Source organism: Micromonospora sp. WMMD967, from assembly GCF_029626165.1.
In the GTDB taxonomy this organism is placed as follows: domain Bacteria; phylum Actinomycetota; class Actinomycetes; order Mycobacteriales; family Micromonosporaceae; genus Micromonospora; species Micromonospora taraxaci.
This window is the reverse complement of sequence record NZ_JARUBK010000001.1, coordinates 2,217,112-2,241,951: the sequence shown is the minus strand read 5'-3', so window position 1 is coordinate 2,241,951 and position 24,840 is coordinate 2,217,112. Positions and strand designations below refer to the sequence as shown.

24 protein-coding genes are annotated in these 24,840 nt (G+C 67.8%); 13 read left to right on the top strand and 11 right to left on the bottom strand.

The genetic code is table 11. The annotated features are described in order from the left end of the window. Positions 1 to 36: 36 nt before the first annotated feature. Positions 37 to 3,387 carry an AAA family ATPase gene (locus O7631_RS10565; RefSeq protein ID WP_278144080.1) on the bottom strand — a complete coding sequence of 1,117 codons (3,351 nt, stop codon included), beginning with the start codon at positions 3,385 to 3,387 and terminating at the stop codon, positions 37 to 39. Positions 3,388 to 3,545: 158 nt separating this feature from the next. Between O7631_RS10565 and O7631_RS10560 the strand changes: the two genes are divergently transcribed. Both O7631_RS10560 and O7631_RS10555 read left to right on the top strand, forming a co-directional pair. Further along, positions 3,546 to 3,998: a helix-turn-helix domain-containing protein gene (locus O7631_RS10560; protein WP_278144079.1), complete on the top strand. Its 453-nt coding sequence runs from the start codon at positions 3,546 to 3,548 to the stop codon at positions 3,996 to 3,998. After that, a complete protein-coding gene (locus O7631_RS10555; protein WP_278144078.1) occupies positions 3,991 to 4,359 on the top strand; it encodes a DUF4180 domain-containing protein in 369 nt (122 codons plus the stop codon). The genes O7631_RS10560 and O7631_RS10555 overlap by 8 nt, the downstream gene beginning before the upstream one ends. Here O7631_RS10555 and O7631_RS10550 read toward each other — a convergent pair. Together O7631_RS10550 and O7631_RS10545 are read right to left on the bottom strand one after the other, a co-directional pair. After that, the gene (locus O7631_RS10550) at positions 4,342 to 4,959 is read right to left on the bottom strand and encodes a hypothetical protein (RefSeq protein WP_278144077.1); all 618 of its coding nucleotides are present in this window, start codon (positions 4,957 to 4,959) and stop codon (positions 4,342 to 4,344) included. The genes O7631_RS10555 and O7631_RS10550 overlap by 18 nt on opposite strands. A gap of 144 nt (positions 4,960 to 5,103) precedes the next feature. Continuing rightward, complete coding sequence (locus tag O7631_RS10545; RefSeq protein ID WP_278144076.1) at positions 5,104 to 5,994, bottom strand: hypothetical protein; 891 nt, start codon at positions 5,992 to 5,994, stop codon at positions 5,104 to 5,106. Positions 5,995 to 6,201: 207 nt separating this feature from the next. Here O7631_RS10545 and O7631_RS10540 point away from each other — a divergent pair, with 207 nt between their 5' ends. Further along, positions 6,202 to 7,089, top strand: coding sequence for a fibronectin type III domain-containing protein (locus O7631_RS10540; protein ID WP_278144075.1), 888 nt, complete (start codon positions 6,202 to 6,204; stop codon positions 7,087 to 7,089). A gap of 42 nt (positions 7,090 to 7,131) precedes the next feature. Here O7631_RS10540 and O7631_RS10535 read toward each other — a convergent pair whose 3' ends face one another. Further along, positions 7,132 to 7,362, bottom strand: coding sequence for a hypothetical protein (locus tag O7631_RS10535; protein ID WP_278144074.1), 231 nt, complete (start codon positions 7,360 to 7,362; stop codon positions 7,132 to 7,134). Positions 7,363 to 7,459: 97 nt separating this feature from the next. On the opposite strand from O7631_RS10535, the gene O7631_RS10530 reads away from it, so the two are divergent. Continuing rightward, a complete protein-coding gene (locus tag O7631_RS10530; RefSeq protein ID WP_278144073.1) occupies positions 7,460 to 8,128 on the top strand; it encodes a TetR/AcrR family transcriptional regulator C-terminal domain-containing protein in 669 nt (222 codons plus the stop codon). Positions 8,129 to 8,427: 299 nt separating this feature from the next. Here the strand turns inward: O7631_RS10530 and O7631_RS10525 are convergent, their stop codons facing one another. From O7631_RS10525 to O7631_RS10515, 3 genes are all read right to left on the bottom strand, one after another. Beyond that, complete coding sequence (locus O7631_RS10525) at positions 8,428 to 9,096, bottom strand: TetR/AcrR family transcriptional regulator (protein ID WP_278144072.1); 669 nt, start codon at positions 9,094 to 9,096, stop codon at positions 8,428 to 8,430. A gap of 99 nt (positions 9,097 to 9,195) precedes the next feature. Further along, positions 9,196 to 9,921, bottom strand: a complete 726-nt coding sequence (locus O7631_RS10520; RefSeq protein WP_278144071.1) for an SDR family NAD(P)-dependent oxidoreductase — start codon at positions 9,919 to 9,921, stop codon at positions 9,196 to 9,198. 96 nt (positions 9,922 to 10,017) lie between these two features. After that, positions 10,018 to 11,145, bottom strand: a complete 1,128-nt coding sequence (locus tag O7631_RS10515) for an FAD-binding oxidoreductase (RefSeq protein WP_278144070.1) — start codon at positions 11,143 to 11,145, stop codon at positions 10,018 to 10,020. A gap of 210 nt (positions 11,146 to 11,355) precedes the next feature. On the opposite strand from O7631_RS10515, the gene O7631_RS10510 reads away from it, so the two are divergent. The 3 genes from O7631_RS10510 (at position 11,356) to O7631_RS10500 (ending at position 13,726) form a co-directional block, all read left to right on the top strand. Beyond that, the gene (locus O7631_RS10510) at positions 11,356 to 12,537 is read left to right on the top strand and encodes a helix-turn-helix transcriptional regulator (RefSeq protein ID WP_278144069.1); all 1,182 of its coding nucleotides are present in this window, start codon (positions 11,356 to 11,358) and stop codon (positions 12,535 to 12,537) included. Beyond that, positions 12,534 to 13,073, top strand: a complete 540-nt coding sequence (locus O7631_RS10505; protein ID WP_278144068.1) for an isochorismatase family cysteine hydrolase — start codon at positions 12,534 to 12,536, stop codon at positions 13,071 to 13,073. The genes O7631_RS10510 and O7631_RS10505 overlap by 4 nt, the downstream gene beginning before the upstream one ends. A gap of 65 nt (positions 13,074 to 13,138) precedes the next feature. Continuing rightward, on the top strand, positions 13,139 to 13,726 hold the full coding sequence (locus O7631_RS10500; protein ID WP_278144067.1) for a flavoprotein: 588 nt from the start codon (positions 13,139 to 13,141) through the stop codon (positions 13,724 to 13,726). A 142-nt stretch (positions 13,727 to 13,868) separates the two neighbouring features. Here O7631_RS10500 and O7631_RS10495 read toward each other — a convergent pair whose 3' ends face one another. Genes O7631_RS10495 through O7631_RS10485 form a run of 3 tightly spaced genes read right to left on the bottom strand, consistent with a single transcriptional unit; the run spans position 13,869 to position 14,809 of the window. Continuing rightward, positions 13,869 to 14,276, bottom strand: a complete 408-nt coding sequence (locus O7631_RS10495; protein ID WP_278144066.1) for a hypothetical protein — start codon at positions 14,274 to 14,276, stop codon at positions 13,869 to 13,871. A 9-nt stretch (positions 14,277 to 14,285) separates the two neighbouring features. Beyond that, positions 14,286 to 14,549, bottom strand: coding sequence for a hypothetical protein (locus O7631_RS10490; protein ID WP_278144065.1), 264 nt, complete (start codon positions 14,547 to 14,549; stop codon positions 14,286 to 14,288). Continuing rightward, complete coding sequence (locus O7631_RS10485) at positions 14,546 to 14,809, bottom strand: DivIVA domain-containing protein (protein WP_278144064.1); 264 nt, start codon at positions 14,807 to 14,809, stop codon at positions 14,546 to 14,548. Before O7631_RS10485 ends, O7631_RS10490 begins: the two co-directional genes overlap by 4 nt. Positions 14,810 to 15,796: 987 nt before the next feature. Here O7631_RS10485 and O7631_RS10480 point away from each other — a divergent pair. The 6 genes from O7631_RS10480 to O7631_RS10455 all read left to right on the top strand — a co-directional run bounded on the left by O7631_RS10480 (position 15,797) and on the right by O7631_RS10455 (position 23,588). Continuing rightward, on the top strand, positions 15,797 to 18,439 hold the full coding sequence (locus O7631_RS10480) for a Z1 domain-containing protein (protein WP_278144063.1): 2,643 nt from the start codon (positions 15,797 to 15,799) through the stop codon (positions 18,437 to 18,439). After that, complete coding sequence (locus tag O7631_RS10475; protein WP_278144062.1) at positions 18,436 to 19,461, top strand: PD-(D/E)XK motif protein; 1,026 nt, start codon at positions 18,436 to 18,438, stop codon at positions 19,459 to 19,461. Before O7631_RS10480 ends, O7631_RS10475 begins: the two co-directional genes overlap by 4 nt. Positions 19,462 to 19,556: 95 nt before the next feature. Then, on the top strand, positions 19,557 to 21,338 hold the full coding sequence (locus O7631_RS10470) for a hypothetical protein (protein ID WP_278144061.1): 1,782 nt from the start codon (positions 19,557 to 19,559) through the stop codon (positions 21,336 to 21,338). Beyond that, a complete protein-coding gene (locus O7631_RS10465) occupies positions 21,335 to 22,261 on the top strand; it encodes a hypothetical protein (RefSeq protein WP_278144060.1) in 927 nt (308 codons plus the stop codon). Before O7631_RS10470 ends, O7631_RS10465 begins: the two co-directional genes overlap by 4 nt. Then, positions 22,258 to 23,067, top strand: coding sequence for a DUF6339 family protein (locus tag O7631_RS10460; protein WP_278144059.1), 810 nt, complete (start codon positions 22,258 to 22,260; stop codon positions 23,065 to 23,067). The genes O7631_RS10465 and O7631_RS10460 overlap by 4 nt, the downstream gene beginning before the upstream one ends. Before the next feature lie 44 nt (positions 23,068 to 23,111). Continuing rightward, positions 23,112 to 23,588, top strand: coding sequence for a very short patch repair endonuclease (locus O7631_RS10455; protein WP_278144058.1), 477 nt, complete (start codon positions 23,112 to 23,114; stop codon positions 23,586 to 23,588). Between the two features lie 20 nt (positions 23,589 to 23,608). Here the strand turns inward: O7631_RS10455 and O7631_RS10450 are convergent, their stop codons facing one another. After that, a complete protein-coding gene (locus tag O7631_RS10450) occupies positions 23,609 to 24,688 on the bottom strand; it encodes a DNA cytosine methyltransferase (RefSeq protein WP_278144057.1) in 1,080 nt (359 codons plus the stop codon). Positions 24,689 to 24,840: the final 152 nt, after the last annotated feature.

The window sequence follows — 24,840 nt, the reverse complement described above, 5'->3', positions numbered from 1 at the left end:
GGCGTCGCCACGGCTGTGGGGGCGCCCGTCGTCGTGTCAGAGCCGCCAGCGCAGCGGCTCGGGCGGCAGGTAGCGGCACGTGCTGCCGGTCGAGACGGAGTCGCGCAGGTGGCCGGCGAGGGCGGGGTGCCGCCCGTCGAGCTTGCGCAGGGTGTCCCGGATCCGGGCGGTCACCGTCTTGCGGGCCCGCTCGGCCTCGTCGCCCAGCCGGCGGCTCCGACCGGCCAGCCCCGCAGCCGCACGCAGCTCGTCGAGCAACGCGCCCCGTTCGGCGTCCAGCGCGGCCACCTTCCGGTCGTCGTCGCGCGCGGCGGCCCGGTCGATCTCCTCGTCGAGGCGGGCCAGGTGCCGCCGGTAGCGGGCCTTCGCCTCGTCGTCGAGGACTGGGTCGGCACCCAGCTGCCGGGCCGCCACCAACTCCGGCCCGGCGGCCGGGTCGAGCAACTCCACGGCGGGTACGTCGCGGCCCGGTCGACTGAGCAGCAGATGCAGGTCGTGCAGGCCCTTGGCGTCGGGCAGGTGCACCACGACACTCGCGTACGCGAGTTGCCAGACCGGCCCGTCGCGCCGAAACTCGTACCCCTCGATGGCCGGCGCGACCTGGACCGACGCACCGGCCTGGCCTGCGCTGACAGCCTGGCCTGCGCTGACAGCCTGGCCTGCGCTGACGGCCTGGCCTGCGCTGACGGCTTCGGCCAGCCCGACGGTCTGACCTGCCGTGACGGTGTGCCCGGACTCGGCCACGTCCACCACGGCCCCCGCGCTGCCGGGGAGTTGGTGGAGCACCTGCGTCATACCGAGGGCGGTTGCCTCCGACGCGGTGGTCGCGTGCAGCGCGGCGGCCGCCGCGGCGTCGCCCGGGTGGCCTCGGCCGGCCAGAGCGTTCACCAGCCCGGCGCGGGCGATGAGCGACCAGGGCCGGGAGCCCAGCCGCTCGGCGGAGGCAATGGCGGCAGTGAAGCCGGCGATGGCGTCGTCCCACCGTTCCTGCGCGCAGTCGACCAGCGCCAACCAGTGGTCGACGGGGCCGCTGATGTCACAACCGAAGAGCCCGACCATCCATTCGCCACGGTGTGGAGCGAGCGCGGCTCGCGCCGCGTCGCAGCGCTGCGGGTCGGCGGACGCGGCTGCTACCTGCGCGCGTAACCGCAGCCAGAGCGGCGACACCGGACGCGGGTACCGGATGGCGGCGGCTTCGATGCCGGCGGTCAACCGGGTCGCCGTCTCGCCGTCGCCCCGCTCGGCGGCGGTGATCGCTCGCAGCAACTCCTGGTAGGGGTAGTCGATCGGGGCCAGCCCGTCCAGCAGAGTGTCGGCTTCCGCGAACCGACCCTGGAGCAGCAGCCGGGACCAGCGCAGGTGGTGGCCCATGAAGCCGAACTCGGCGTGGCTCGGGTCGGCGACGTCGATGACGTGGGTGAACCGCGCGTCGGCCTCGGCGAAGTCGCCCCGGAAGGCGGCGATGATCCCGCTGTCGACGGCCGCTGCCATCTTGTGCCGGCTGCGGTCGTCGCCCGGCCGGTCCGCTCCGACGAAGGTCGTGAACTCCTCGTTGAAGCGCGGGTCGCCCAACTCCAGCAGCGCCACCCAGCGCAGCGCGGTGGCCCACAGTTCGGTTTCCCGGTCTCCCGTGCGGCGGGCCACGTCCCGGATCTCGGCGGTCAGTGCGACGCGGGCCGTCGCGGTGCCGAGGCCCCAGGTGGTGTCGTGGCGGGCCCAGAGGCTGAAGGTGAGCGCCTCGTCGTCCTGCCCTCGACGGGCGATGGTCTCGGTGGCGGTGATCAGGTCGGCGACCAGCGTGCCGACGGACGCGTCGGCGGCCGGTTCGCCGATGAGCCGCCGGTACGCCTCGTGGACCAACTCGGCCGCCTCGACCGAGTGGACGGTCTCCACCTGCCGGGCGCGGTTGACGATGAGGGCGACCCGCGCCAGCAGGACCGGATCGTCGAGTGTGCGGGCCAGCACACCCGCCTCGGTGAGCAGGTGGGTGGCCTCCTCCCGGCCGGCGTGATGGTATTGCGCCTCGCCGAACTCGACGAGGATGCGCACCCGCTGCACGGGGTCTTCGACCACCTCCAGCGCCCGACGGAAGTGCACCGCCGCCTCGTCGGCGGCCAGCCGGATGAACGCGTCCCGCCCGGCGGCGACCAGCAACGTGGCCGCCTGGGCCCGGTCGAGCGCGGGGCCGGCCAGGTAGGCGTGGCGGGCCAGGTCGGCGGGGACCAACTGGTCGCTGAGCTCTCGCAGGTGGTCGACCGCCCGGACGACCGCCGCGTGCCGGGCCTGCCGGTCGTCGTCGGACAACCCGTCGTAGAGGGTTTCGCGGACCAGGTCGTGGGCGAAGGCGAACCGGCCGCCGCCCCGGGCGACCATCAGCCGCGCCGTCACCGCCCGGTCGAGCAACCGGTCGACCTGCGCCACCGGGGCCGCCACGCAGGCCGCCAGGACCTGACGGTGGAGTTCGCGACCGAGCACGGCGGCGACGGTGAGCGCCTCGACCACGGCCGGAGGCAGTTGGGCCAGGCGTCGTCGGACCGCCTCCCGTACGCCGGGGGCGATGGTGCCGGCCGCGTCGTCGGCGTGCCACAGTCGCGCGGTCTGCTCGATGAAGAACGGGTTGCCGCCGGTGCGGCGGTGCACCTCGTCGACGAGACCGGCGTCGGGTTGCCGCCCTGCGGTCCGTGCCATCAACGCGGCGACCTCGTCGCGGGAGAGGCCGGTGAGGGTGATGCTGGTGGCCTTCGCGACGAGTGGCATCAGCAGGGGGCGCAGCGGGTGCTCGCCCGACTCGACCTCGGCGTCCCGGTAGGTGCCGATCAGCAGTAACCGTTCGAACCAGGTGTGCTGGGCGGCGAAACTCAGCAGCCGCAGTGAGGCCGGGTCGGCCCAGTGCAGGTCGTCGAGGACCACCATCACCGGTCGGTGCTCGGAGACGGCGACCAGCGCGGCGGTCACCGCGTCGAACAACGCGAACGCCTCGCGGTCGGCGGCGTCGCCGCCGGTGTCGACGCCGGCCCAACTGGCGGCGCGGCCGGCCTGTTCGCCGGTGGTGTCGGCCTCGCCGAGCAGGGCCGCGAGGGCTGGGTCGGCGGTGGGGCGGGCCACCGCCCAGTCGTCGGCGGAGCGCCGCAGGCCGCGAAGCACCTGCACCCACGGCCAGTAACCGGGGGCGCTGTCGGAATCCCAGCAGGCGGCGCCGAGCACCAGCGCGCCACGCTGCCGAGCCTCTCGTGCCGCTGCCGTGACGAGTGTCGTCTTGCCGATGCCCGGCTCACCGGTGACCAGGACGAGGCCGCCGTGGCTGGTGGTCGCCCGGTCCATCTCGGCGCGCAGCAGACCCACGGGGTGGTCCCGCCCGATGATCGCGTCGCCGCGCCGCGCGTCCATGGTTTCCAGACGGTACTGGAACCCTCCGACAAGGCGGGCGGGTTATTCGCGCAGCCGCAGGTAAGGCACCCGGGTCGGGGGTCTTTTGGAGCTGATGCCGTAAACGAATCAGACTGCATTATTACCTAATCGACCTTTTGAGGGTAGGTTAGGGAGCGATGAAGGAAGACATGTACTCGGTCGAGCAGGTCGCCGACCGACTGGGGCTGCATGTGCGCACCGTGCGGGGCTACATCCGCTCCGGCCGGTTGCGGGCGGTGCGGATCGGCAAGCAGTACCGGATCACCGCCGGTGATCTGGACGCGCTCACCGGTCAGACTCCGGCCGCCACCCGCGTGAGCGGGCACGTTGAGGTGTCGAGCATCGTGCAGGTCGACGGCGTTGACCGGGCCGCCGCCGACCGGCTCGGCACGCTCGTGCTCGCCGGCGCCAACACCGGCCACGACCAGGCCCACCCGCTGCGGGTGCAGACCGTGCACGACGAGGAACGTCTTCGCCTGAAGATCATCATCCTGGGTGACCCGGCCGCCACCGCCGAACTGCTGCGCCTGCTCGACGCCGTCCTCAACGCCGACAACGGCCTGCTCGACCGGGAGGGCCCCGATGCCTGACGAGATCCAGGAACGCGCCGGAGTGCCGGTGCTGGTCTGCGACCCGGCCGGCCCTCCGGTGGTCACCGAGCAGGACGCGCTGGACCTGGTCGGCGCGGCGTTCCTCGGCGCCCAGGTGGTGGCCGTGCCCGCCAGCCGACTCGACCCACGCTTCTTCTCGCTCGGCACCCGCTTCGCCGGCGACGTCATGCAGAAGTTCGTCAACTACCGGTTGCGGCTGGCCGTCGTCGGCGACATCTCGGCGCACCTCGCGGAGAGTTCGGCGCTCCGCGCCCTGGTGCACGAGGCCAATCAGGGCGGCCAGATCTGGTTCGTCCCCGACCTCGACGCGCTCGACACCCGGCTACGCGCCGCGCGGTAGCGCCATCTCCACCGCATCCGGCTCGACCCCTCTGACCTGGGCCTGCTCCGCCGCCCACCGCAGGTAGGCCAGCCACTCCTCGGACGACCACCCGCTCCGGCGGGCTACCCCAGCCTCGGCGGGCAGCAGGCCGGCCACCACGCGGTCCAGGATCAACGGCTGCACACCACCAACACCACGCCGGTAGCCGGCGAAGTAGAGCACCTTCGTGAACAGGCCCGGCCCCAACCACGGCAGCCGCGCCTGGTCGGGGTCGAGGAACCGGCGGTACGCCGACCGCAGCTGGCCCTCGTCGGATGCCGACATCTCCTCCAGCGCGTACGCCAGGCGCTTGCCGTCCGGATCGGCGTCGAGCGACCTGGCCGCACGCCACGGGCCGTACCCGATGGGCCCGTAAGCCCAGGCCAGGACGGCGGTCAGCAGTTGCCGTGGACCCACATCGCCGGCCCGGTAGACGTCGGCGACAGCGAAGACGTCCCGCCGCCACATCTCGCCGCTCACCGGGAGCAGGTCGGGCCATGCGTCCGGTGGCAGCCCCGCCCGCCACCGGTCGACGTTCACGTTCACCGGATGCTCCTCGAACCCCGTTGGTGTGCGCATCGTCAGCTCCCTCGTATCGCGCCCTCCATCGGGACGCTATGACCGAGGCCCTTCCCCGACCGCCCGCTGACGGCATATCGCGGTATCAGGCACGGACGTGGCCGCCCCGCGCGGTCGCGGGACGGCCACACGTATCGCGCGCTGCTACGCCGTGGCGCAGATGGCGTACGCCGTGTCGGACCAGTTGCCCGCGAACGCGTCCTCCTCGTACGCGCCGGAGGCGACGGATGTCGGGGCGGTGGCGGGGCCGCCGTTGGGGCGGAAGTCGTCCACGATGCCCTCGCCGGTCACCCCGTTCAGCTCGTAGCCGGCACCCGTCAGCACCTTCCCGACCGGGCAGGTGGCCGTGACGCTGCGGAAGTCGAGGGAGTTGCTGGCCCCCACCGTCGACGCCCGGACCAGGCCGAGGAGCGGGTTGGCGCAGATGGCGTACGCGGTGACCGACCAGTTCAGGGTCGTCGCGTCCGACTCGTACGCGCCCACGGTGACGGCGGTCGGCGAGGCGGCGACGCCACCGTTGGGGCGGAAGTCGTCGACGACACCTTCACCGGTGACGCCGTTCAGTTCGTAGCCCGTACCGGTGAGCACCTTGCCGGCCGGGCAGGTCGCCGTGATGGAGTGGTAGTCGGTCGAGTTGCTCGCGCCGACAGTGGAGACGCGCACCAGGCCGGGCACCGGGTTGGCGCAGATCGCGTACGCCGTGACGGACCAGTTCCCGGCGAACGCCTCCGTCTCGTACGCGCCGACGGTGACCGCTGTCGGGGCGGTGGCCGGGCCACCGTTGGGGCGCAGGTCGTCGACGACGCCTTCGCCGGTGACGCCGTTCAGTTCGTAGCCGGTGCCGGTGAGCACCTTGCCGGCCGGGCAGGTCGCCGTGGCGCTGTGGAAGTCGGCCGAGTCGCTGACGCTGGTCGCGGCGACCCGCACGAGGCCGGGGACCGCGGCGGACGCCGGGCTCGCCGGGGCGACCACCGCCGCGACCACGACGAGACCCAGCACGATGACGACGGCGCGGGCTTGTTTCTGGGTACGCATATGTTTCTCCCGTCTGAGGCCCGATCAGCGGGTGTCGTACCGCCGACATCAAGGCCGTTCGTGATGACGGGCTGACGTTAGGTAGCCGTCTGACCAGGCATTATCCCCAAACTGACTACGTCGAGTAGCGGACCAGGACCGCGAACCCGAGCCCACATATTGACTATTAACTATCAGTTCTGCGGGTACGGCCCTAGCATTCGCCTCATGTCCCCTCGCCGCGCCATCGCCGTCGTAGCCGTCGCCGCGCTGGCGAGCCTGCTCGCCGTCAACGTCGCCCATGCCGACGACGGCCCGGCGATCAGCACCCCCGGCAGCCCGACGGTGGTGGTCAACGAACCTCACCAGCTCACGCTCACCTGGACGCCGTCCGCCTGGGTCGACGGGCAGGGCACCGGGCAGCCCATCAACTACGAGGTGCAGGTGCCGCTGGGCCCCAACACGTACCGCTGGCTCGCCACCACCGAGGACACCACGATCACGTTGACGGACCTGGCGCCCGGCACGACGTACCGCATCGCGGTTGCCGCCCGCGCGCTCGGCGGCTACTCCGACTCCTCGGCCGCCACCACGGTGCGCACGGCCAGCGGTCGTGCGACGGTCAGCTACCTCAACCTCGACTGGTCCCCGACGAACAACCAAATTCAGTACCTCCTGCGGGTCACCAACACGGGCACCGGGCCGCTCGACCTGAGCACCGTGCAGGTGCGCTACCACCTGCGCTTCGAGGGCGGCAACACCTCGCTGGTGCCGAACTGCGACTGGGCGGCGCTGGGTTGCAACCGGATCCGCCAGAGCGTGCAGTTCTTCGTCCCACCGGGCGGGCCGCCGTCCGCGATGTCGACGCCGGCACCGCCGAATCCCCCGCCGGGCACTGCCGTCCCCGGCTGGGTGGAGCTGACCTTCACCGGTGGGACGCTCGCGCCGGGCCAGTCGACAGGGCCGATCCAGCTACGGCACCACCGGCACAGTTGGAGCGCCATCGACGAGCGGGACGACCCGAGTTGGCTCGCCGCCACCGGGCAGTGGACCGAGAACGGGCGGATCACGCTGGACGTCGACGGGGTACGCGAGTTCGGCGACACGAACACCTGACCTCACCCCCGACCGGCGAGTGCGCGCTGGCTCGACGGGTGCTCAGGGGACCGTGTCGGAGTAGACCTCGACGTCGTAGAGCAGTTGCACGTCCCGGCGGCCATTCGTGATGCCGACGAAGATCGGGTCACCGGTTGGGGTGTGGCCCCGACGCCACACCTGGTCGCGAGCGGCTTCCCGCGACTCGTGATGGATCTTGCCTTCTTGATGCAGTTGCAGGACGCGACGGGACGTGCTCCGGTCGCTGTCCAGGTGGACTCGCAGCAGAGGCATGGGCTGCCCTCCTCGCCAACCGTCAAGGCCGACTTTCCGTCGTTCCACTACCTTACCGATGTTAAGTTGCCTGTCCACTGGCTTAGAGTTGGCTCCCATGAGCTCACCGCCCATCTGGCTACGTGCGGAGTCCTCGCGACCACGACGCAAGCAGCCGCTCACCCTCGAACGCATCGTGGACACAGCGGTGACAGTGCTGGACGAGCACAGCGTCGAAGGTCTGACCATGCGCAGCCTCGCCCAACACCTCGACGTGACAGCGACGGCGTTGTACTGGCACGTGCGGACGAAGGACGACGTCCTGGACCTGGCCGTGGACCGGATCTTCGGCGACGTACCGATTCCGGACGTGAGCGACAACTGGCTGGAGGACATCCGCGTCCTCGTCCGAGGCTGGCGCGCCGCCATGCTGGGCCACCCCTGGGCACCGAGGCTGATCGGACGCCCGATGCTCGGACCGAACGTCCTGGCCCGTACCGAGTTCCTGCAATCGGCGCTGGTGCGCGGCGGCTGCTCCGGACTCCAGCTGGCGGTCGCCACGCGAATGCTGGCCAACTACGTCATCGGCGCCGCGCTCACCGAAGCCACGTGGCACCAGACCGCGGACCCCGACGCGAGAGCCGCAGCCCGCGCCCACGTCGCCGCGAACGCCGACGCCTACCCGACTCTCCATACCTCGGGCCACCTCGATGGTGCCCAATGGGACGACGACCTGCTGTTCGAGGAGGGCCTCAACGGCATTCTCCGCACCGCGACGCAGGAATGACGATGCCGCTGGGTTGGCGTGGGCGCACTGCAACTTGTCGAGAGCGATCGCGTCGTAAAGGTCGGTGAAGGTGCGCGCGCCGACGACGAGCGTCACCCGTCGACCGTCCGGTGACGACCCGAGCTGGCTTGCCGCCACCGGGTAGTGGACCGAGAACGGACGGATCACGCTGGACGTCGACGGGGTACGCGAGTTCGGCGATACGAACACCTGACCGCGCGTCGGGTGACCGGTGGGAGCCGCGTCCGTCCGGCCCAGTTTTGATAAGCGGGCACGTTCGCCCTCTGTTGGGCCCCTGGTCAGGGGCGGGCTCTGCGCTCGCCGAGGCCGAGCATCGCCTGGTGGATCTGTGCGGGCTCCAACGGGCCGACCGGGGCGGGGTGCGCGGTTTCGGAACGCAGGCCGTCGAGGAAGAAATGGAGCGCGCGTCTCCAGGCGTCCGGGGCGACGCCGCCGGTCGCGCGGACGATCATCGAGGTGGACCAGAACAGGTACGGCAGATCTTCGGCCGTGAAGTCCGACCGCAGCGAGCCGTTCCGCTGGGCGTTGACGATCAACTGTCGTGCGCTGTCGAGCTGCGCGTCGCACAGTGCGGTCAGCTGCTCGGCGTCGGGGAACCGCCGCGACACCGCGTCGTTGAGCGCCGGGTCGGTGGCCTGCAACTCGCAGAGCTGCTCCACGTACAGCACGAACCCTTCCCACGGGTCGGAGCAGGCGTACGCCCGCCGGATCGCGGTGTCGACCTTCGCGGCGACAAGGTCGGGCATGACGGCGTCGATGAGCGCCTCGCGGCTGCCGAACCGGTTGTACAGGGTGCCCGTGCTGACACCGGCCCGCGCCGCGATGTCTTCGAGCGGAGTGTCGAGGCCACGCTCGTGGAAGAGCTCGGCGGCGGCTGCGGTGAGCCGCTCGATGTTGCGTCGCGCGTCGCTGCGCAGTGGTGGCTTCCGGGCCGCCGCCTCACTCATGGCCGGTGGGCCTCACGAGTTGGTCCGTACACCTGACACCCTCCTCGGACGTGGACACCGTGCCAGCTGGTCAAACTACCCGCTGCCCACCGTGAGGTGTCAGGCGTCGCCGAGGGCCGGCACGATCGCCTCTGCCCGGTCCCGCTTGGTGAGCATGGCCCACATGGTGTCGGCGAGGTCGTCGGGGTGGACTGTCGGGATCTGCGCGACGTCCATGCCGGTGGGCAGCTCGCCGGAGACCATGGCGTCGTAGCCGGCGCTCCCCTTGATCATCGCTGCGACGTGCAGGACACCCGCGTACACGCCCTGGTCGGCGAGTTCGCCGTTGAGGGTCTGCACGTAGTTGCGGGCGGCAGCCATGGCAGGGCCGACACCGCTCATGAACGGCATCGGGTGCACGGCTGAGACGCCCTGGCCGATGAGGATGCCCCCGGCACCGCGATCGAGCATGCCGGGCAGCACCGCGCGGACGATCTCGACCGGGGTCAGCAGGTAGAGGTTCACGTAGTGCTGCACCTTGGCCGCGTCCAGCTGCGTCGCCGGGGTGAAGGGCTCGGTGGTGATCGGGGCGTACTCGACGACGTCGATGGCACGGAACCGGTCCGTGATCTGCCCGATCAGAGCCGGGATCTCCGCGGTACGGGTCAGGTCCGCGATGAAGACGTCGGCCTCGACGCCCTCGGCCCGCAGTCGGGCGGCCAAATCGTCGAGGGGGGCGCGTCGGCGCGCGATGAGCGCGACTCGGTAACCCTCACGGCCGAACCGGTGAGCGATCGAGGAACCCAGGCCGGAGCCTGCTCCGAACACGGCGATGGTCTTGGACATCAGGAACTCCCTAGCAACGGCGTAAGTTGAGGGCTGCCTCAACTAAATCCCACACTAGGCTTAAGTTGAGGGTGTCGCCAACTTGTGTGCGGGCGTTCACAGGACCGGGGACCTCCCTGCCCAGCCGGCCCATCGCCGCGGCAGTCGGATGCGGTCGCCGGGCACTCCGGCGGCGAGCAGCCGCAGCCGCGCGTCGGCGAGCATCGGCGGCGGCCCGCAGACGTAGATGTCATGGCCTGGCTGGTGATGATCGAGGGCGACGGTCAGGGCATCGCCCTGCTCGGCCGGCTCCGCACAGGGGTCAGCCGAGAACGCCGGCACGACGGTCAGCCAGTCGTGGGCGCATTGCAGCTTGTCGAGGGCGATCGCGTCGTACAGATCGGTGAAGGTGCGCGCGCCGACGACCAGCGTCACCCGTCGGCCGGCCCGGTCGGCGGCGACCTGCTCGACCAGGGCGCGCAGTGGGGCCAGGCCGGTGCCACCGGCGACGAGCAGCAGATCGTCGGCGCGCGCCGGGTCGAGACGCAGACCGGCATCGCCGGGTGGGCCGAGCCAGAGTTGCTCGCCGGGGCGTACCCGATGGACCAGGTCGTGGGAGACGGTGCCGCCGGGCACGGCGCGGACGTGCAGCTCGACGGTGCCGTCCGCGCGTGGGGCGTTGGCCGGCGAGAGCCAGCGCCAGTGCCCGGGCAGGCGGGGTGTGCAGACCGGCACGGCCTGACCTGGCTGGAAGGGCAGTCGCCGCCAGGGACGTACCGTCAGGATGGCGATGTCGGGGGACGGCCGGTCGTGGCCGATCACCTGGACGTGCCACCAGGCCCGGCCGTCGCCGGCCTGCCCGGCGGCGCGGCGCACGGCGTCTGTGGCGTGGCGCAGGGCACGCTCGGCGGTGGTGGCGAGCTGCGGCGTCCACGGTGGGTGGGCGTGGCGGGCGATGGTGGCGAGCAGCGCGTCGCCGATGGTGGTGGCGTGCGGGAACAGGCCGAAGTGACGGTACGCGCGGCCGAGCACCGTGAGCAGCGCCGCCCGGTTCGCCGGGTCGTCACCGCCGACCACGAGACGGCCCAGCGCGGTGAAGAACAGCAGCGCGTCCCGGCGCGGAAGCAGGCCCGGCCGGCGGTCTTCGAGTGTGCACCAGAAGTCGCCGGCAGCCCGGTCGTCGATCGACTCCCAGGCGACGGCCAGGCTCACCCGGGCCGGATGGTCATCGATCAGGTTGGGCATGCCGGCTCCAAGTCGTTGAGTCGTGGGCTGGCACCGGGGCGGGCGGGAGGAGCTGTGCCGTTGAGGGCTGGCGCAGTTCCGGGACCGAGCACCCGCCCCGGGCCATGCGTCCATCCTGTTCAAGCAGCTGATACCGCGACATGACTACTCGCTGTACTTACGCGGTACCTCTGCTGCATCGAAGTCGTTAAGCTGCCCGGAGCGGCCACGATGCGATCGGGGGCGATACCTTTGCCTACTGTCCAGGCGTGGACAGGTCGCGAGACCCGTGCGCTACGGCAAGCGCTCCGCATGAGCATTCGCGACTTCGCGGAGGACCTCGGCGTTAGTGAGCGGACCGTCTCCAAATGGGAAGCCGGCCGAGACACAGTGCGGCCTCGGCCGGAAATGCAGGCTGCGCTCGACACCGCGTTGAGCAGAGCCGCAGGTGAGGCGGCAGAGCGCTTCGTCGCGGCCACTAGCAGGACTGATCTCGATGACAACCGCGTCGGCGCTCGCTACCAAGTCCAGTCGCACAAGTTCATACCGGCATACGTAGGTGTGTCGGCGGCTGCGAAGCTCGCTAAGCAGGACGGCTTTCACCCGCGACCACACGAGTGGCTAGAGGTCTCGATCGCTGAAGTGCCTCACCCGGAAGGGACGTGTACAGCTCACGTCTTCGCCTGCGGTGTCGTGGTGCTGCATCTCAGGCAGGAGCTGCACTTCCGCACGTTGGCCGCGCTCGCCGCGTGGCGGTACGCCAGTTACGAGCAGGACTTACCTTGGGCTGCCGATCAAGTTGCGCGGCTACTTTCGCCCGCCCCGTCCTCCGATCACGCCGCGCCCGAATACGTCCTGTCGATGTATGTCCTGCAAGAGCCCGCCTGGACCAGTGCCGAACTGGAGACCGCCCTACGGCTGATGAGCCTGCCGTCTGTACTGGTCGACCGGCGAGCGCACCCCTCGCCCAAACCAGTCAGCGACCACGTCGAACGCCGCTTTCTAGCCCAAGGCTTCGATCAGCCGTCAATTCAGTCCTTCGGCGTGCGCGGACTCTCCGTGGGCTACGCCAGTTGGGCAGGCTTGGCCTACTACGCGCTCGCCCCTCAGCAGGCCCTCGTGATTGACGATCTGGTGTCCTGTGAGGTCGACGTGCAGATGCTCTGGGCCTACTGCCGTCACATTCAGCGTCAGGTCGAGGACGGACGAGACCCGTCAATGCCACCCGAGTTCGGCTGGCGCTTCCTCCGTGCTGCCCACTCCCGGCTGACGACTGCCAGGGCACGCGAGACATCGCAGCACTGCATGATGCGCGAGGTGGCGCTCTCAACAAGCGGCCTTCCGGAACGTCTGATGCAGGCCCAGGCCGCCCTCCACGAGACCGCCGCATTGAGTGGCAGAGTCGACGCATGAGCGAGAAGCGTGCTGCCCTGATCGTCATCGACATGCAGAACGGCTTCATCAACGACCGCAGCCGAGGTGTCATCCCGAAGGTTATCGAGCTGGTCGAACGCTGGGAGGCGACCGGGCGGCCGGTGGTGTTCACCCGCTATCACAACTATCCCGGTAGCCCGTTCGAGCGACTGATCCACTGGTCCTCGGTTCAGCACCCACCCGAGACGGAGATCGTGCCGGAACTGGCGCAGCACGCGGGCCGGGCCCGAGCGGTGATCGACAAGAAGATCTACTCGTACTTCTCCTCTGAGGGTGCTGCGTTGACGGATCAGGAGGGGTGGACAGACCTGGTGTTCTGCGGCGTAGCCACGGAGAGTTGCGTGCTGAAGTCAGCGGTTGACGCCTTCGAACGCGACCTAACGCCATGGCTCGTGACCGACGCGTCCGCCAGTCACGGTGGACAAGCCGCACACGACGCCGGCCTGCTGGTTGCCCGTCGCTTCATCGGTGCCGGGCAGCTCATCAACATCGACGACGTGGGCGTCGAACTCTGAGAGGTACGACGGCTCGGTTCTACATCGCTCGACTGCACGTCGTCGGACTCGGGCAGACTGCGGGCATGAGGGAACGTCCGGTGCTGTATCTGGTCGTCTGTGCCGCAGGTCCGGCGGAACACATCGACGAGCTGGTCGACCTGCTGATCGCTGACGGGTGGCAGGTGTGCATGATCGTCAGCCCGACCGCAGCGCCGTGGCTCGACCGTCAGGCGTTGCAAGACAAGACCGGTTATCTGGTACGCGTGGAGTGGCGAATGCCCGGCGACCCGGAGCCGCATCCACCGGCGGATGTGGTGGTGGCCGCCCCAGTCACGTTCAACACGGTGACGAAATGGGCGTTGGGCATCAACGACACGCTGGCGCTCGGCGTCCTCAACGAATCGATGGGTGCGGGCTTGCCCATCATCGCGTTCCCGCATACCAAGGCCGAGTTGGCGGCACACCCGGCGTACGCGGGTCACCTGGCGGTGCTGCGCGCTGCCGGGGTGGTCGTCGCTGACGGAAAGCCGCTGAACTCGATGAACGGGCCGCAACGTTGGGGCGTGGTCGTCGAGGCGCTGCGGGCGGCGGTCGGCTTGAACGGCAACGATGTCACCGACGTTGGATCCCACGCGCGCCCACCGAACTCGCCCCGCGCGGCTGGCCCCTAACCGCAACCTCGCCCGACGCCCCGAGCATAGGCACGCTTGGAAATTCCCGACAGGGCCTCTCAGCCGCATGGAGATCGATCTACGCCGAAGGCCGGAGGCCAGAGCCGTTCCGGCTTGGGGCAGTCACTCACTCGCCGCTCGGTTATTCGCCGCCGTCCGCGTCAAGTGGCTTCGGCACCTGCCGGTTGAAGCGCGGCTTGAGGGCGACGACGAGGGCTTCCTTCGTAACCTCCGGGTTGTCGGTCTCCTGCCAGCGGGCCTCGCGCCGGCCCAGCCAGTCGGCGATGTCGGCGGCCGACGCTGCGGTGCCCGGGGTGTCGAGGAGCTGTCCGACCTGGTCGTGCAGCACCGACGAGTCGCGGTTGCCGGTCAGGTGCTGCCGTAGGCGATCCCGCAGACCCCGCCTGGTCCGGCCGACGTAGATGACCACGTCGCCGTCAAGGACCACGTGCACCCCGGGGGCGCGGGGAGCGTCGGCGACGGTCTCCATGGTGTACGGCTGGGGAGCCGTGAAGCCGGCCAGTAGGTCGTCGTGCGCGGTGTCGGGCATGCCCGGACGCTACCGGCATGGGCCCTCATCCGTGGCCCCGCACGAGCCGTCGTGGTGGTCGCGGCGTCGGCAGCGGCCGGCCCCGTCGAGCTTGGCGTCACACCAGATTCGGGTACGCAGGAACTGCTGATCCTCCTCGCTGAGGGTGGTCTCGTCGAAGTCGATGGCGGTGACGTGGCCGAGCGAGTCGCGGAGGGCTGCGGCCACGATGATGGCCCCGTCGAGGCTGGTGAGGGTCGTGGGAAGGTGGATGATCCACCGGGGTGAGGTCATCGCTGCCACCGGCTGTTCGGTGAACCTGGGTCTGTGTGGCGGTAGCCGGTGTGGCGGGACTGCCACTGCCGCAGCGCCTGACGGATGCGTTCAGCCTCGGTGTTCGCCGTGGTCAGCTCGCGGTGCAGGCGTTCGAGTTCGTCGGCCATCCGGTTGAGGTAGTCGTACACCTGGACGGGGTCGAGGCCGCGCCAGCGGGTGTCGAAGGAGGCGACGCGGGCGTGGTGCGGGTGCAGGCGTTCTCCGGTTACGTAGATCATGGCTGCGGCGCCTCCTGCTCGGCGATCAGCGCGCGGATCTGGCGGTCGGTGAGGCCGCGTCGGTCGACGACCCGGCGGCCCCAGCGGTGCAGCCGGCAGGGGTGTGGCGCACGGTCGTTGCGGCACCGCGGAACCGTCCGGCCACTGCTCGACGGCGTGCACGGTGACGGCTCTGACGGCGAAGCCGACGTCTTCGGCGATTACGTACGGCGGTAGGGGTAGTTCGCCGAGGGTCTCGTCGATCGAGTCCATGTCCCTCCTTGAACGGTTGTTGCGGCACCGAGGCGGGCGGGGGCGGCCGATACGACCGGGCGTCCGTACCGGCCGGAGTCCAGCACCCACCCCAGGGCTGCCTGGTCCTCCCACCACTGCTACACGGCCCAGGTTCACTGCTCACCTCATGCCTGCGTACATGTAGCGGCTACGGCGAAAGGTTGGTGGGCGTCGGAGCAGCGCACTGGCCAGCGCAGACAAGGGTCATGCGGCGAGCCGAGGCGCGGCCCGCGCGGTCGCGTTCGCGCTGCGGGCGCTGCGATTTCGCGTCTTTTTGCGGCCTGCGGCGTAGTGGGGCGTCCTGATGCGGCCTCCGTCCGCAAGCGATGCCGTCCCGCTACTGGTGTTCACCCAGAACGTGGTTGCCTCGCAACACGTAAGCCGGGCTCAGGTCTTCTTGTCAGAGCGCCTTTGCAGACGCGAAGCGGGTGCCTGATCGGTCACGAAACAATCCACCCGACAGCGCCGACTTTCGAGCCAACCTCCCGGCGCAGTGGACGTCCGGACAAGGTCCATCAGACGATCAGATAGCCATGTCTTCCGCGGTGGTGATCCAGGTGCTAGTAAGGGTTCCGTGAACACCCCACCTTCAGAACCTCCGACGGCAACGTCACGGAAGCGCGTGATCGTGGCTCTCCCCGTCTCGAGCGATCACGCCGACGTATTCGATGGCCTGCCGGTGAGCCGGGGTGCTTCCTCAGATCGAGGTGCCTGATGTCCGAGAACGATCCTCGCATCAGCGGCGCGTGGCTGACCTATCGCAACTTTCTGGAGCACGCACCGCCGCACCAGGTCACGCAGCAGCTCCGCAGCCTTTCCGTCCCCGAGGATCTCATCGCTGATCTCATCAAGCGTCATGAGGTAGAGACAACCAAGATCCTCGAGCTCAAGGAGCCTTTGGGGCTGGGCCGGGAAAACACCACGCCGTGGTATGCAGGCCCGCGGAAGGGTGACCGCAACTGGCCCGCGTTCGAAGCGCACCTGCAAAGAAACCTCAAGGACGCCGTTGGCAAGATCGACGAAGCCTCGGACAAGGTCGTCGCCATGTTGGACCATCCGGCGACCCCTGCGTTCGACTCGCGCGGGCTCGTGGTCGGCCACGTCCAGTCCGGCAAGACCAGCAACTTCACAGCCGTCATCTGCAAGGCCGCAGATCGTGGCTATCGGATGTTCATCGTGCTCTCCGGCGTCCACAACTCCCTCCGACGTCAGACCCAGACCAGACTGATCCGCGATGTAGTCAAACTGAATCCCACGCTCTGGCATCAGATCACAACGCCCGAGCACGATTTCACGCCGCCGCCGAACCCCGCCGCCCTTCTTGCCGCGAAAGATCAGCACCTGCTGCTTGTGGTGAAAAAGAACGCTGTCGTGCTGCGCAAGCTGCGGCGGTGGCTCGCAGGCGCTCGGGCGCATCTGAAGAACTGCCCTGCACTGCTGATCGACGACGAAGCCGATCAGGCGACGATCGCAACCAAGAGCATTAATCCGCTGATCGCCGACGTTCTCCGCCAACTGCCGCGGGTGTGCTACGTGGGTTACACGGCCACCCCGTTCGCGAATCTCCTCGCCGACCCGGGTGGCAGGGAGGACTTCTACCCACGCGACTTTATCCTTAGTTTGCCCAGAAGCGAGGAATACCAGGGTCCGGAGACCTTGTTCGGACGCTCACCGCTCGACGGCGAGAATCCTGCGGATGTACCGGGCGGGCTGGACATGATCCGAGAAATCCCCGACGTCGAGGTCGCCGCATTACGGCCCGCGAGGAAGGCAGACATCGCGACCTTTGAACCGGAGGTGACGCCGTCGTTGCGGAAGGCGGCCCTTTGGTTCTGGCTGACTACCGCCGCACGCCGAGCGCGTTCCGGCAAAGCGGAGCATTCGTCGATGCTTGTCCATGCCCACTCCGACACGAGGGTGCACGACTCGTACAAGCTTCCGCTGGAAGAGCTCAAGCTTGAGACGGGCAAGCAGCTTGCAGCCGACGACCACGAGTTGCTCACGGAATTTCGCACGCTGTGGGAGATCGAGACAGCCCGAGTGCCTGCCGACGAACTCGGCGAGCACCGCGTGACCTACGAAGACGTGGCCGGTCTCCTTCCGCAGGTCATCGCCGACACCAAGATCATCATGGACCACTACCGGAGTACCAACCGGCTCGACTACGAATCCGGTGCGGCGACGGTCATCGCAGTCGGCGGCAACACTCTCTCGCGTGGCCTCACTTTGGAGGGCCTCGTCGTCAGCGTGTTCGTCAGGTCCTCCGACGTATACGACACGCTGCTGCAAATGGGGCGATGGTTCGGCTACCGTCCGGGTTACAAGGATTTGCCGCGCATCTACATGCCCGCAGAGATGCGCCGGTGGTTCACCCACCTGGCGACGGTTGAGGTCGAGATGCGGAGTGAGATCGATCGCCTTCTGGTCGAGCACAAGACACCGCTCGAGATGGCGGTCCGCATCCGTTGCCATCCAAAGATGCGCGTCACGGCGCCGAGCAAACAGAAGGCAGCAGTCCGTGCCGCCGCCGCGTACGGCGGCGCACTGGTGGAGAGTCGGTACTTCCCCGCGGCCAAGGGCGAGGAGACCGAGAAGTGGCACGCCAACAACACCGACGCGATCATGCAACTTCTGCAAGCCAGCGGCACGGACGGCTGGCAGGACGGGTCAGCGCCTCGCGGCAGACGGCTGTGGCGCAACGTGCCCGGTGATCACATCCTTCGATTCGTTCGAACGTACCGCTTCCACGAGAAGTCAACCGACGCCTCGGCTGCCTTGATTGCCGCATACATCGAGAAGCGGATGGATACGGGAGGTTTGACGGCTTGGAACGTGGGTGTCCTCGGCGTTGACCCCGCGCCCAATGCATCGAAAAAAGGCCCGGGTCCTAAGAAGGCGGAACTCCCTGAAGGTGATGTTGTCGGGACCGTGGTGCGTACGCGGTTGACCGCCAATCGCGACGACGACGTTGCCGACATCAAGACGCTGACTGGTTCTCGCGACGAGGGTCTCGATCTCAAGCTCGACAAGGTGACTGCCGTCAATCGGACCATTCTGCAGAACGAGCGCTCCAAGCAACAGCCCGAGAAAGGATTGGTGCTCCTCTACCCGATCGATCCGGAATCGAAGGCGACGAAACAGGACCGCGCGGACCTGAACGTTGTCGGTCCCGCCATCGTGTGGGGAGCGGCACTGGTGTTTCCCAAACCGATCGGCGGGCATGACGTCGAGGTCGAGTATGACTACCTGGCTGCCGACCTGTCACGGGTCTTCCCTGCAGCGACCGACGAGGAGCCGGAGGACGTTTCCGTTCTCGACCAGGACCTGGACACCGAGGTTCCGGTGTCTGCGCCGTGACAGGTTTACGTAACAGCCAAGAGGCAGCGCTCCGACGGACGCTGGAAGGTCTCTGGAGGGACCTCACCGAACGCCAGCCGACCAGCGACGACAGGACGTTGCAGAGTATTGAGCTTGCGCTTCCTACGCCAGCCGGACCGTTGCGGTTGGCGTCGGACTCGTACGGGCTTCCGCACTTGCTGGTGCCAGTGACAAAAGGAACCAAGGATGTCGAGGACAGGCGGAGTTTGGGAGTACACCTCACGACACGGACTTTGCTAACCGACGACGAAGTGGTCCGGTTCCTCGACCTGGAGTGCAGGCGAACGGCCCTCACTGGCGTCTTCACTGGCCTGGTGGCGGACATCTGCATGGTCATCGCCGGGACGGAGTCCGCGCCGGAACAAGCTGTGCCGAAAGCGCTGGAGGCATGGCGTGAACTTCTCGGCGGCCGGCCGCAGTGGACCCCACAGCAGCTCGCCGGCCTTTATGGCGAGCTCCTGGTGTTGGAGCACCTCCTGGCCGTCGATCCAGGAGCGGCTGACACCTGGACCGGCCCGACCGGGGCTGCTCAGGACTTCCGCACCCACCCAAACGCGATCGAGGTAAAGACGACGACATCCGCCCAGGGCCGGCTGATCCGCGTTCATGGACTGGAGCAGCTCGTGCGACCGGCAGCGGGGTCGCTGAGGATCGTCTGGTTTCGATTGGAGGCCGCGGCGCCAGGTGCCGCGGATGACATCCCGTCGATCGTGGAACGTTGCCTTGCAGCAGGTGAACCCCACACGATCCTTTCCCACCTCGATCGACTGGGGCTTCCAGCTCTCTCGTCGTCCGAGATCCGGGCGGCCAGCTTCTCGCTCATTGATCAACGCCTGTTCGAGGTCGACGAGGAGTTCCCAAGCATCACTCCTACCAAATTCTCATCCGGGATGGTTCCGGCAGGCGTCAGCGGCATCGAATACTTTGTTGATCTTGATACCGTACCGTCGCTCGACGGGGACCTGCATCAAGCGGTGAGACACTTTCTGGGGGCACGGTGACGAGGCCCGGCTGGTACGCCCAACCGTTCCGGCCCGACGGCGGCATAACCGCGGAAGGCCTCCGGAACCAGCTAGGGCGGCCGACCCTGTCAGTGTTGACCGTGCTGGTTCGTGAATCGGCCCAGAACAGTTGGGACGCAAAAACGTCCGCCGACGTGTCGTTCAAGCTAGATCTGGTCACCGTATCGCCGGCGCATCGTCAAGCGTGGGTGGAGCTACTTGCGCCATCTGCGCCAAGCGATCCCACAGCCGCCCGGACGCTCCCAGCCATGTTCCGCACATCCACGATCCGGTATCTCGCGGTCTCGGACCGAGGAACCTCTGGACTGGGCGGACCGACACGATCGGACGTTTACGCGGAGCCCAACCAGCGCGGATGGTTGTCGTTCGTGCTGAACAGCGGGGAGCGGCAGGACGTCGACGGTGGCGGCGGCACGTATGGATACGGCAAGGGCGCGTTCTTCCTCGCGTCGCGTGTCGGGACGGTGCTCATCTACACGCGGTTCCGTGAGGGAGATCAGTTGCATTCCCGGCTGATCGGGTCGGCGCTGCTGAGCTCGACGACGGTGAACGGTGTGCCGTACACCGGTCGGCACTGGTGGGGCCTCCCCGGCCCAGACCATTGTGAGCCCCTGTCCGGCCAGGATGCCGACGTCACGGCGCGTCGTCTGGGGCTGCCTGGTTTCGAGAAGAACGAGACCGGCACGACAGTGGTGGTACTCGATCCAGATCTTTCGGACCCCTCGCTGCCCGACGACGACGCCGGCGAAATGTCCACCGAGTCTGCCGGACGTTACCTGGCGGATGTCGCAGCGTGGAACCTGTGGCCCGTGACCCTTGCCGACCGTGCAGTTCGTATGCACGTCTCGGTCTCGGCACACGGCGTGCGTATCCCCGTTCCTTCCGAGCACGACGACGCCGTCCTAGCCAACTTCGCCGCCGCATATCGGATGGCGATGGGCGAGCGCGCCACGGCGCTGTGCTGCATGAGGCCGAAACAGGAGCTGGGTCGGTTCGGCCATCAGGACACGTTCGGCGCGACGGTGACGTCACTGGCCGCGGCCGAGCTGGGCCTTGTCGGTTCGCCTCATCACGTTTGCCTATTGCGACTACCGGATCTGGTCGTGCAGTACCTACCGGGTCCGACCAAAGCTCATCCCGACGTCGGATACGCCGCGGTCTTCAAGGTGAACGACGACCTGGACTCGATTTTCTCGAAGTCGGAGCCACCAACGCACGATGCCTGGGTCGATGTCCAGTTAGCGGGGCGCGACGCAACGTTCATCAGGGTAGCGCGCAAGCGCATGCTGGAAAAGTGCGCGGCCATCGCGGGGCCGAAGACCCACGGCTCACCGGCCGTTGCGGTACCGGTCGGCAGCATTGCACAGCGGCTGGGCTTTCTGCTCTCCGGTGTGGGCGGCACCGGCGCCGCCGAGTCGAACCCGGCGAGCCGTGGTGCGATCTCAGGCGGGACAGGAACTGGCCCTGCGGCTCCTACCGGCAATGGTTCCGGCGTTGTAGCGCCCAAGCACGGACGCGGCACAACCTCAGCGCCTCGGCGTCAATCCAGGCCGATCCTGGTCGGATCTCCCTTCTTCGCCTCGCACGCAGGACGAGCCGTCCTGGTTCAGAAGGTCCGGGTGTCCGGCCCGGCCATGCTCCGAGGCTCCGCTTCTGTCTTTACTGGAGAGGGATCGCTGGAAACCACCAGGCCTGCCGGAGGTGCCGTTCCTGAAGTGTTGGGCTGGCGTCAGGATGGCAACATGACGCTCGGTGAACTCGTGGAAGTCGACGAGGGCACGAAGGAGTGCGAACTGTTGGTGGTGCCTGTGGTGGATGCGGCTGTGGATGTTGCGGTGGAAGCGATGCCGCAGTGAGCGGGCGGGCGTATCCGTATCGCACAGCCAGCAACCATGTGTCGGCGGACCCGTGGGTCCACACGGACGACGGGGTCGCCGCGGCTGATCATCTACCGAGTTGGGACTACGGAACGCTGCTGCACTTCTCTCGGCGCGTCACCGTCGAGATGACCGCGCTCCTAACCGCCTGCGGGTTCGACGGCCCCGTCTCACTCGCCATGAACGTACGGTACTGGCCTTCAACTTCGCTGGTGCGTCGCTCCGCAACACACGTACCGCTGCAATACGACGATCTGTCTCGACAGATCGAGACAATCCTCGAAGTCGAGATCCCCGGCACGGATCTCGCCGGCGCTCTCACGCTGGAGACGACAATCGTGCTGGCCGCAAGCGTTGGAGATGCGCCCCCGTTTGTCGCGCGCAGGCCAGGCAGTGTGCTGTGGCGTGATCAGACCTCGATTCGGCTAGAAGGTAATGCCGGCCTTCTTCCGGTGGCGCCGGTCAGCTTCAAGACCCAGGGCTTGCCGGAGCAAGCCGCCTGGTACGTGAGCGTCGACTCGGCCGAGTGGAGCAGCGCCGCCATGGGCAACCTGCTCGTCCTACTCAATGACGACAACGATCAAGTCAGCGAGGCTGTGCGGAAACCGAAGGACCCGCAGGCGGTGGTCCTCTGGGACGCCCTCACGGTGGACGTGGTGTACGACCTGGTCGGTCGGGCGTTGGAGGACGACGAATTCCCTTCGGAGGAGGAGGTGAAGGACGATTGGGAGGTGACGACTGCGGCTCTGGTACATGGGCTGATCAGGGCGTTCCTGAAGATGCCGAACGAGACGCTCGCGGACGCCACCGACCGTCTTCGGGAGGAACGCCGGCGCGACCCGTCACGGCTGCGCGCCAGCGTGCAGAGCAACTTGCTGTTCCCGGGAGGCAGAACGTCATGAGCACTCTGTACCCGCGGCTACTACCGAGCGAGTCCGAGCGGTTGTTCGCAAGTCTGCACGGTCGACATCCCGAGGAACTCGCACGTCTTGCGGACGTCGCATCGGATCGGGCCGTATATGCCGCCACGGGTGGCACCCGCATCAGCCGCGACGAGTTGCGTCTTCTCGCGACCGACCTGGAGAAGCTCGCCACCGCCAACGGCTTCCCTCACTCGCCGACCACAGCAGGCAGGAACGAGTTCGACCGAATGACCGCACGTCATCTGCACGAGCGGTCCGGCATGCTTGCGGGCGAGGCGTCGCAACGCCAGGTGTGGGCCTTTCTAGCGCTCGTGCTGGTACCCCATCTTTCCGCTTGGCGATTCCCAATGCGAGATGGCGTGTACCTCGCCGATCGATTCAAGGGAACAGACCTCACCAGGCACACGCTCGGGAGGCTGTGGACGCGGGCCCACGTCCTCCATGACCCGTCGTTGCCAGATCCGTACGAGCTGCTGGCCGGGCTAGGAGAGGCCGATCTGGATCATGTCATGGCGCGTCGCCGGTCGGTGGCGGCGACGCCAGCTCTGATTCGCGCCATCGTTCGGGCACACGTCGAGGACAGCCGGAGTGATGACGGAATACCCGCCAGAGCGGTGCATCGTGACTCGTTGCGGCGTCTTCTCCGACTGACGGCCTTCCTCGACCTGGACTGGATGCCCGAGCAAGATCTCTTAGAGCTCGTCCGAGAACAGCGCCGCGAGTCGAGACGCCTGCTCGCTGAAACGGGTCTCAACGCGGCCGACCTAGAGGAACCTGGGTCCTGAATCCGCTGGCTGTTGCTCGACGCGCCCCAGGTACGGTTCGCCTCATGGTGGCCCCACTGCCCGTCCCGAGTTCGTCCGAGGTGTCCAGACGCATGAGCCGCCAGCGACGCCGCGACACCGCGCCGGAGATGTCGATCCGGCAGTTGCTGCATGCTCAGGGCTATCGCTACCGAGTTGCGTGGCCGATACCTGGTCTACGTCGACGGACTATCGACATCGCGTTTACTGCGGCACGAATGGCCATCTTCATCGACGGGTGCTTCTGGCATTCGTGTCCCCAGCACAAGACCAATCCGGCCGCTAACAGCGACTGGTGGTCGAATAAGCTCGAGACGAACCGTTGGCGTGATTCCGAGACCAATGCCCACCTCGAGGCATTGGGTTGGTCCGTCCTTCGGATCTGGGAACACGAGAGTCCCGCTGACGCTGTGGCATGCATCGTGAATCGGCTGAGCGAGCGTCGCGCTGCTCGCCCATACGCAGCCAGCCGGGATGCCTCGAGACCACCGGTTCTCGACTGAATCCCCGGCCAGCCAGCCTCTCAGATCTGTTCGTCCAGCGCGTCCGCCACATGCTGCCCAATGGCCATCGCGAGCTCGACAGGAACGGCGTTTCCTATCTGACGGGCAATCTGGAGCTTGTTGCCACACCACTTGAACTCGTCATCGAACCCTTGCAGTCTCGCGGCTTCATAGTGGGTAAGTGCCCTGTCCTCCGACGGATGCAGGTAACGGCCCTTCTCCGGCTTGAAGAACTCCGTCCGGATGGTCACCGACGGCCGATTCCACCTGAGACGACCCATGACGTCCATAGCGCCGGTCGTGTGTTTTAGCCAACAGGGCGATTTAAGGCGATCGGGAAGATTGAACCGATTGCCACCAGCAGGGATTTCCTTGAACCGCTCCAGAGAAATGCCCTCGTAATGACGCGTGATGTGAAGTGAACGGCTTGTGAACGGCCCAGGCATGGACTTGCCGAAATACGTGACGGAGCCCGGCGGTAATTTCTGCTGATCTCGGGGTACGGCATGCGGCACACCGGCCAGAGCCTCTGCCACGGTCCTCCAGTTCTCTCGATTTAACCTGGAAACCGGGATGTCGATCGGTTTCAGGTCACGGTGAGTACCGATGACGATTGCCCGGCGCCTGACTTGCGACGAACCGAAGGCCGCAGCTACGACGACGTCTTCGCGGAGTTCGTAGTCTCGAAGTGCCCCGCTACCTGCGGCAGCTCTCATCTGCTGGTACTGGTGGCTGCGGAGGAACCTGTCGACGTTCTCAACCACGAACACCATCGGCTTGATCATGGTGAGGGCGCGCCAGTACTCACGCCAAAGCTCATTGCGGGGGTCATCGTCGAGCCGCTTGCCCAGGTTCGAGAACCCCTGACACGGCGGTCCGCCCACAACGACGTCCGCATCCGGAACATGCCCTTCGTCCAGCCACTCCGCGATGCCGCGAGGACGGATGTGCTCCGAGCCAAAGTTCTCGGCGTATGTGGCGGCCGCCGCCGGATCGATCTCGACTGCGCCGACAGGGGTGTATCGCTCGGTCTTTCGCAGGCCTTCCGTGAGTCCCCCACATCCGGCGAAGAGGTCCACGACACGGAAGATCTTCGGCATGGGCTGTACCCTAGCCGGCCCTGCCGGTCCTAGCCAGCGGGGCTGGCCGACACGCGGCCGCCCGTAGTGGTACCTCACCGTCCGGCATCCGCGCCCCCGGCGAGGAGGGCTGCGCCGGAGGGCAGTATCGCCAGCCCCCGCGGCCGGGCAGT

What these genes read in the sequence shown, in the direction of transcription:
- O7631_RS10485 (WP_278144064.1), bottom strand. Translation starts at nt 14,809, where the DNA reads ATGATCTACGTAACCGGAGAACGCCTGCACCCGCACCACGCCCGCGTC.
- O7631_RS10525 (WP_278144072.1), bottom strand. Translation starts at nt 9,096, where the DNA reads ATGAGTGAGGCGGCGGCCCGGAAGCCACCACTGCGCAGCGACGCGCGA.
- O7631_RS10490 (WP_278144065.1), bottom strand. Translation starts at nt 14,549, where the DNA reads ATGACCTCACCCCGGTGGATCATCCACCTTCCCACGACCCTCACCAGC.
- O7631_RS10460 (WP_278144059.1), top strand. Translation starts at nt 22,258, where the DNA reads ATGAGCACTCTGTACCCGCGGCTACTACCGAGCGAGTCCGAGCGGTTG.
- O7631_RS10480 (WP_278144063.1), top strand. Translation starts at nt 15,797, where the DNA reads ATGTCCGAGAACGATCCTCGCATCAGCGGCGCGTGGCTGACCTATCGC.
- O7631_RS10555 (WP_278144078.1), top strand. Translation starts at nt 3,991, where the DNA reads ATGCCTGACGAGATCCAGGAACGCGCCGGAGTGCCGGTGCTGGTCTGC.
- O7631_RS10560 (WP_278144079.1), top strand. Translation starts at nt 3,546, where the DNA reads ATGAAGGAAGACATGTACTCGGTCGAGCAGGTCGCCGACCGACTGGGG.
- O7631_RS10530 (WP_278144073.1), top strand. Translation starts at nt 7,460, where the DNA reads ATGAGCTCACCGCCCATCTGGCTACGTGCGGAGTCCTCGCGACCACGA.
- O7631_RS10545 (WP_278144076.1), bottom strand. Translation starts at nt 5,994, where the DNA reads ATGCGTACCCAGAAACAAGCCCGCGCCGTCGTCATCGTGCTGGGTCTC.
- O7631_RS10500 (WP_278144067.1), top strand. Translation starts at nt 13,139, where the DNA reads ATGAGGGAACGTCCGGTGCTGTATCTGGTCGTCTGTGCCGCAGGTCCG.
- O7631_RS10565 (WP_278144080.1), bottom strand. Translation starts at nt 3,387, where the DNA reads ATGGACGCGCGGCGCGGCGACGCGATCATCGGGCGGGACCACCCCGTG.
- O7631_RS10505 (WP_278144068.1), top strand. Translation starts at nt 12,534, where the DNA reads ATGAGCGAGAAGCGTGCTGCCCTGATCGTCATCGACATGCAGAACGGC.
- O7631_RS10550 (WP_278144077.1), bottom strand. Translation starts at nt 4,959, where the DNA reads ATGCGCACACCAACGGGGTTCGAGGAGCATCCGGTGAACGTGAACGTC.
- O7631_RS10520 (WP_278144071.1), bottom strand. Translation starts at nt 9,921, where the DNA reads ATGTCCAAGACCATCGCCGTGTTCGGAGCAGGCTCCGGCCTGGGTTCC.
- O7631_RS10455 (WP_278144058.1), top strand. Translation starts at nt 23,112, where the DNA reads ATGGTGGCCCCACTGCCCGTCCCGAGTTCGTCCGAGGTGTCCAGACGC.
- O7631_RS10495 (WP_278144066.1), bottom strand. Translation starts at nt 14,276, where the DNA reads ATGCCCGACACCGCGCACGACGACCTACTGGCCGGCTTCACGGCTCCC.
- O7631_RS10540 (WP_278144075.1), top strand. Translation starts at nt 6,202, where the DNA reads ATGTCCCCTCGCCGCGCCATCGCCGTCGTAGCCGTCGCCGCGCTGGCG.
- O7631_RS10535 (WP_278144074.1), bottom strand. Translation starts at nt 7,362, where the DNA reads ATGCCTCTGCTGCGAGTCCACCTGGACAGCGACCGGAGCACGTCCCGT.
- O7631_RS10450 (WP_278144057.1), bottom strand. Translation starts at nt 24,688, where the DNA reads ATGCCGAAGATCTTCCGTGTCGTGGACCTCTTCGCCGGATGTGGGGGA.
- O7631_RS10510 (WP_278144069.1), top strand. Translation starts at nt 11,356, where the DNA reads ATGCGATCGGGGGCGATACCTTTGCCTACTGTCCAGGCGTGGACAGGT.
- O7631_RS10515 (WP_278144070.1), bottom strand. Translation starts at nt 11,145, where the DNA reads ATGCCCAACCTGATCGATGACCATCCGGCCCGGGTGAGCCTGGCCGTC.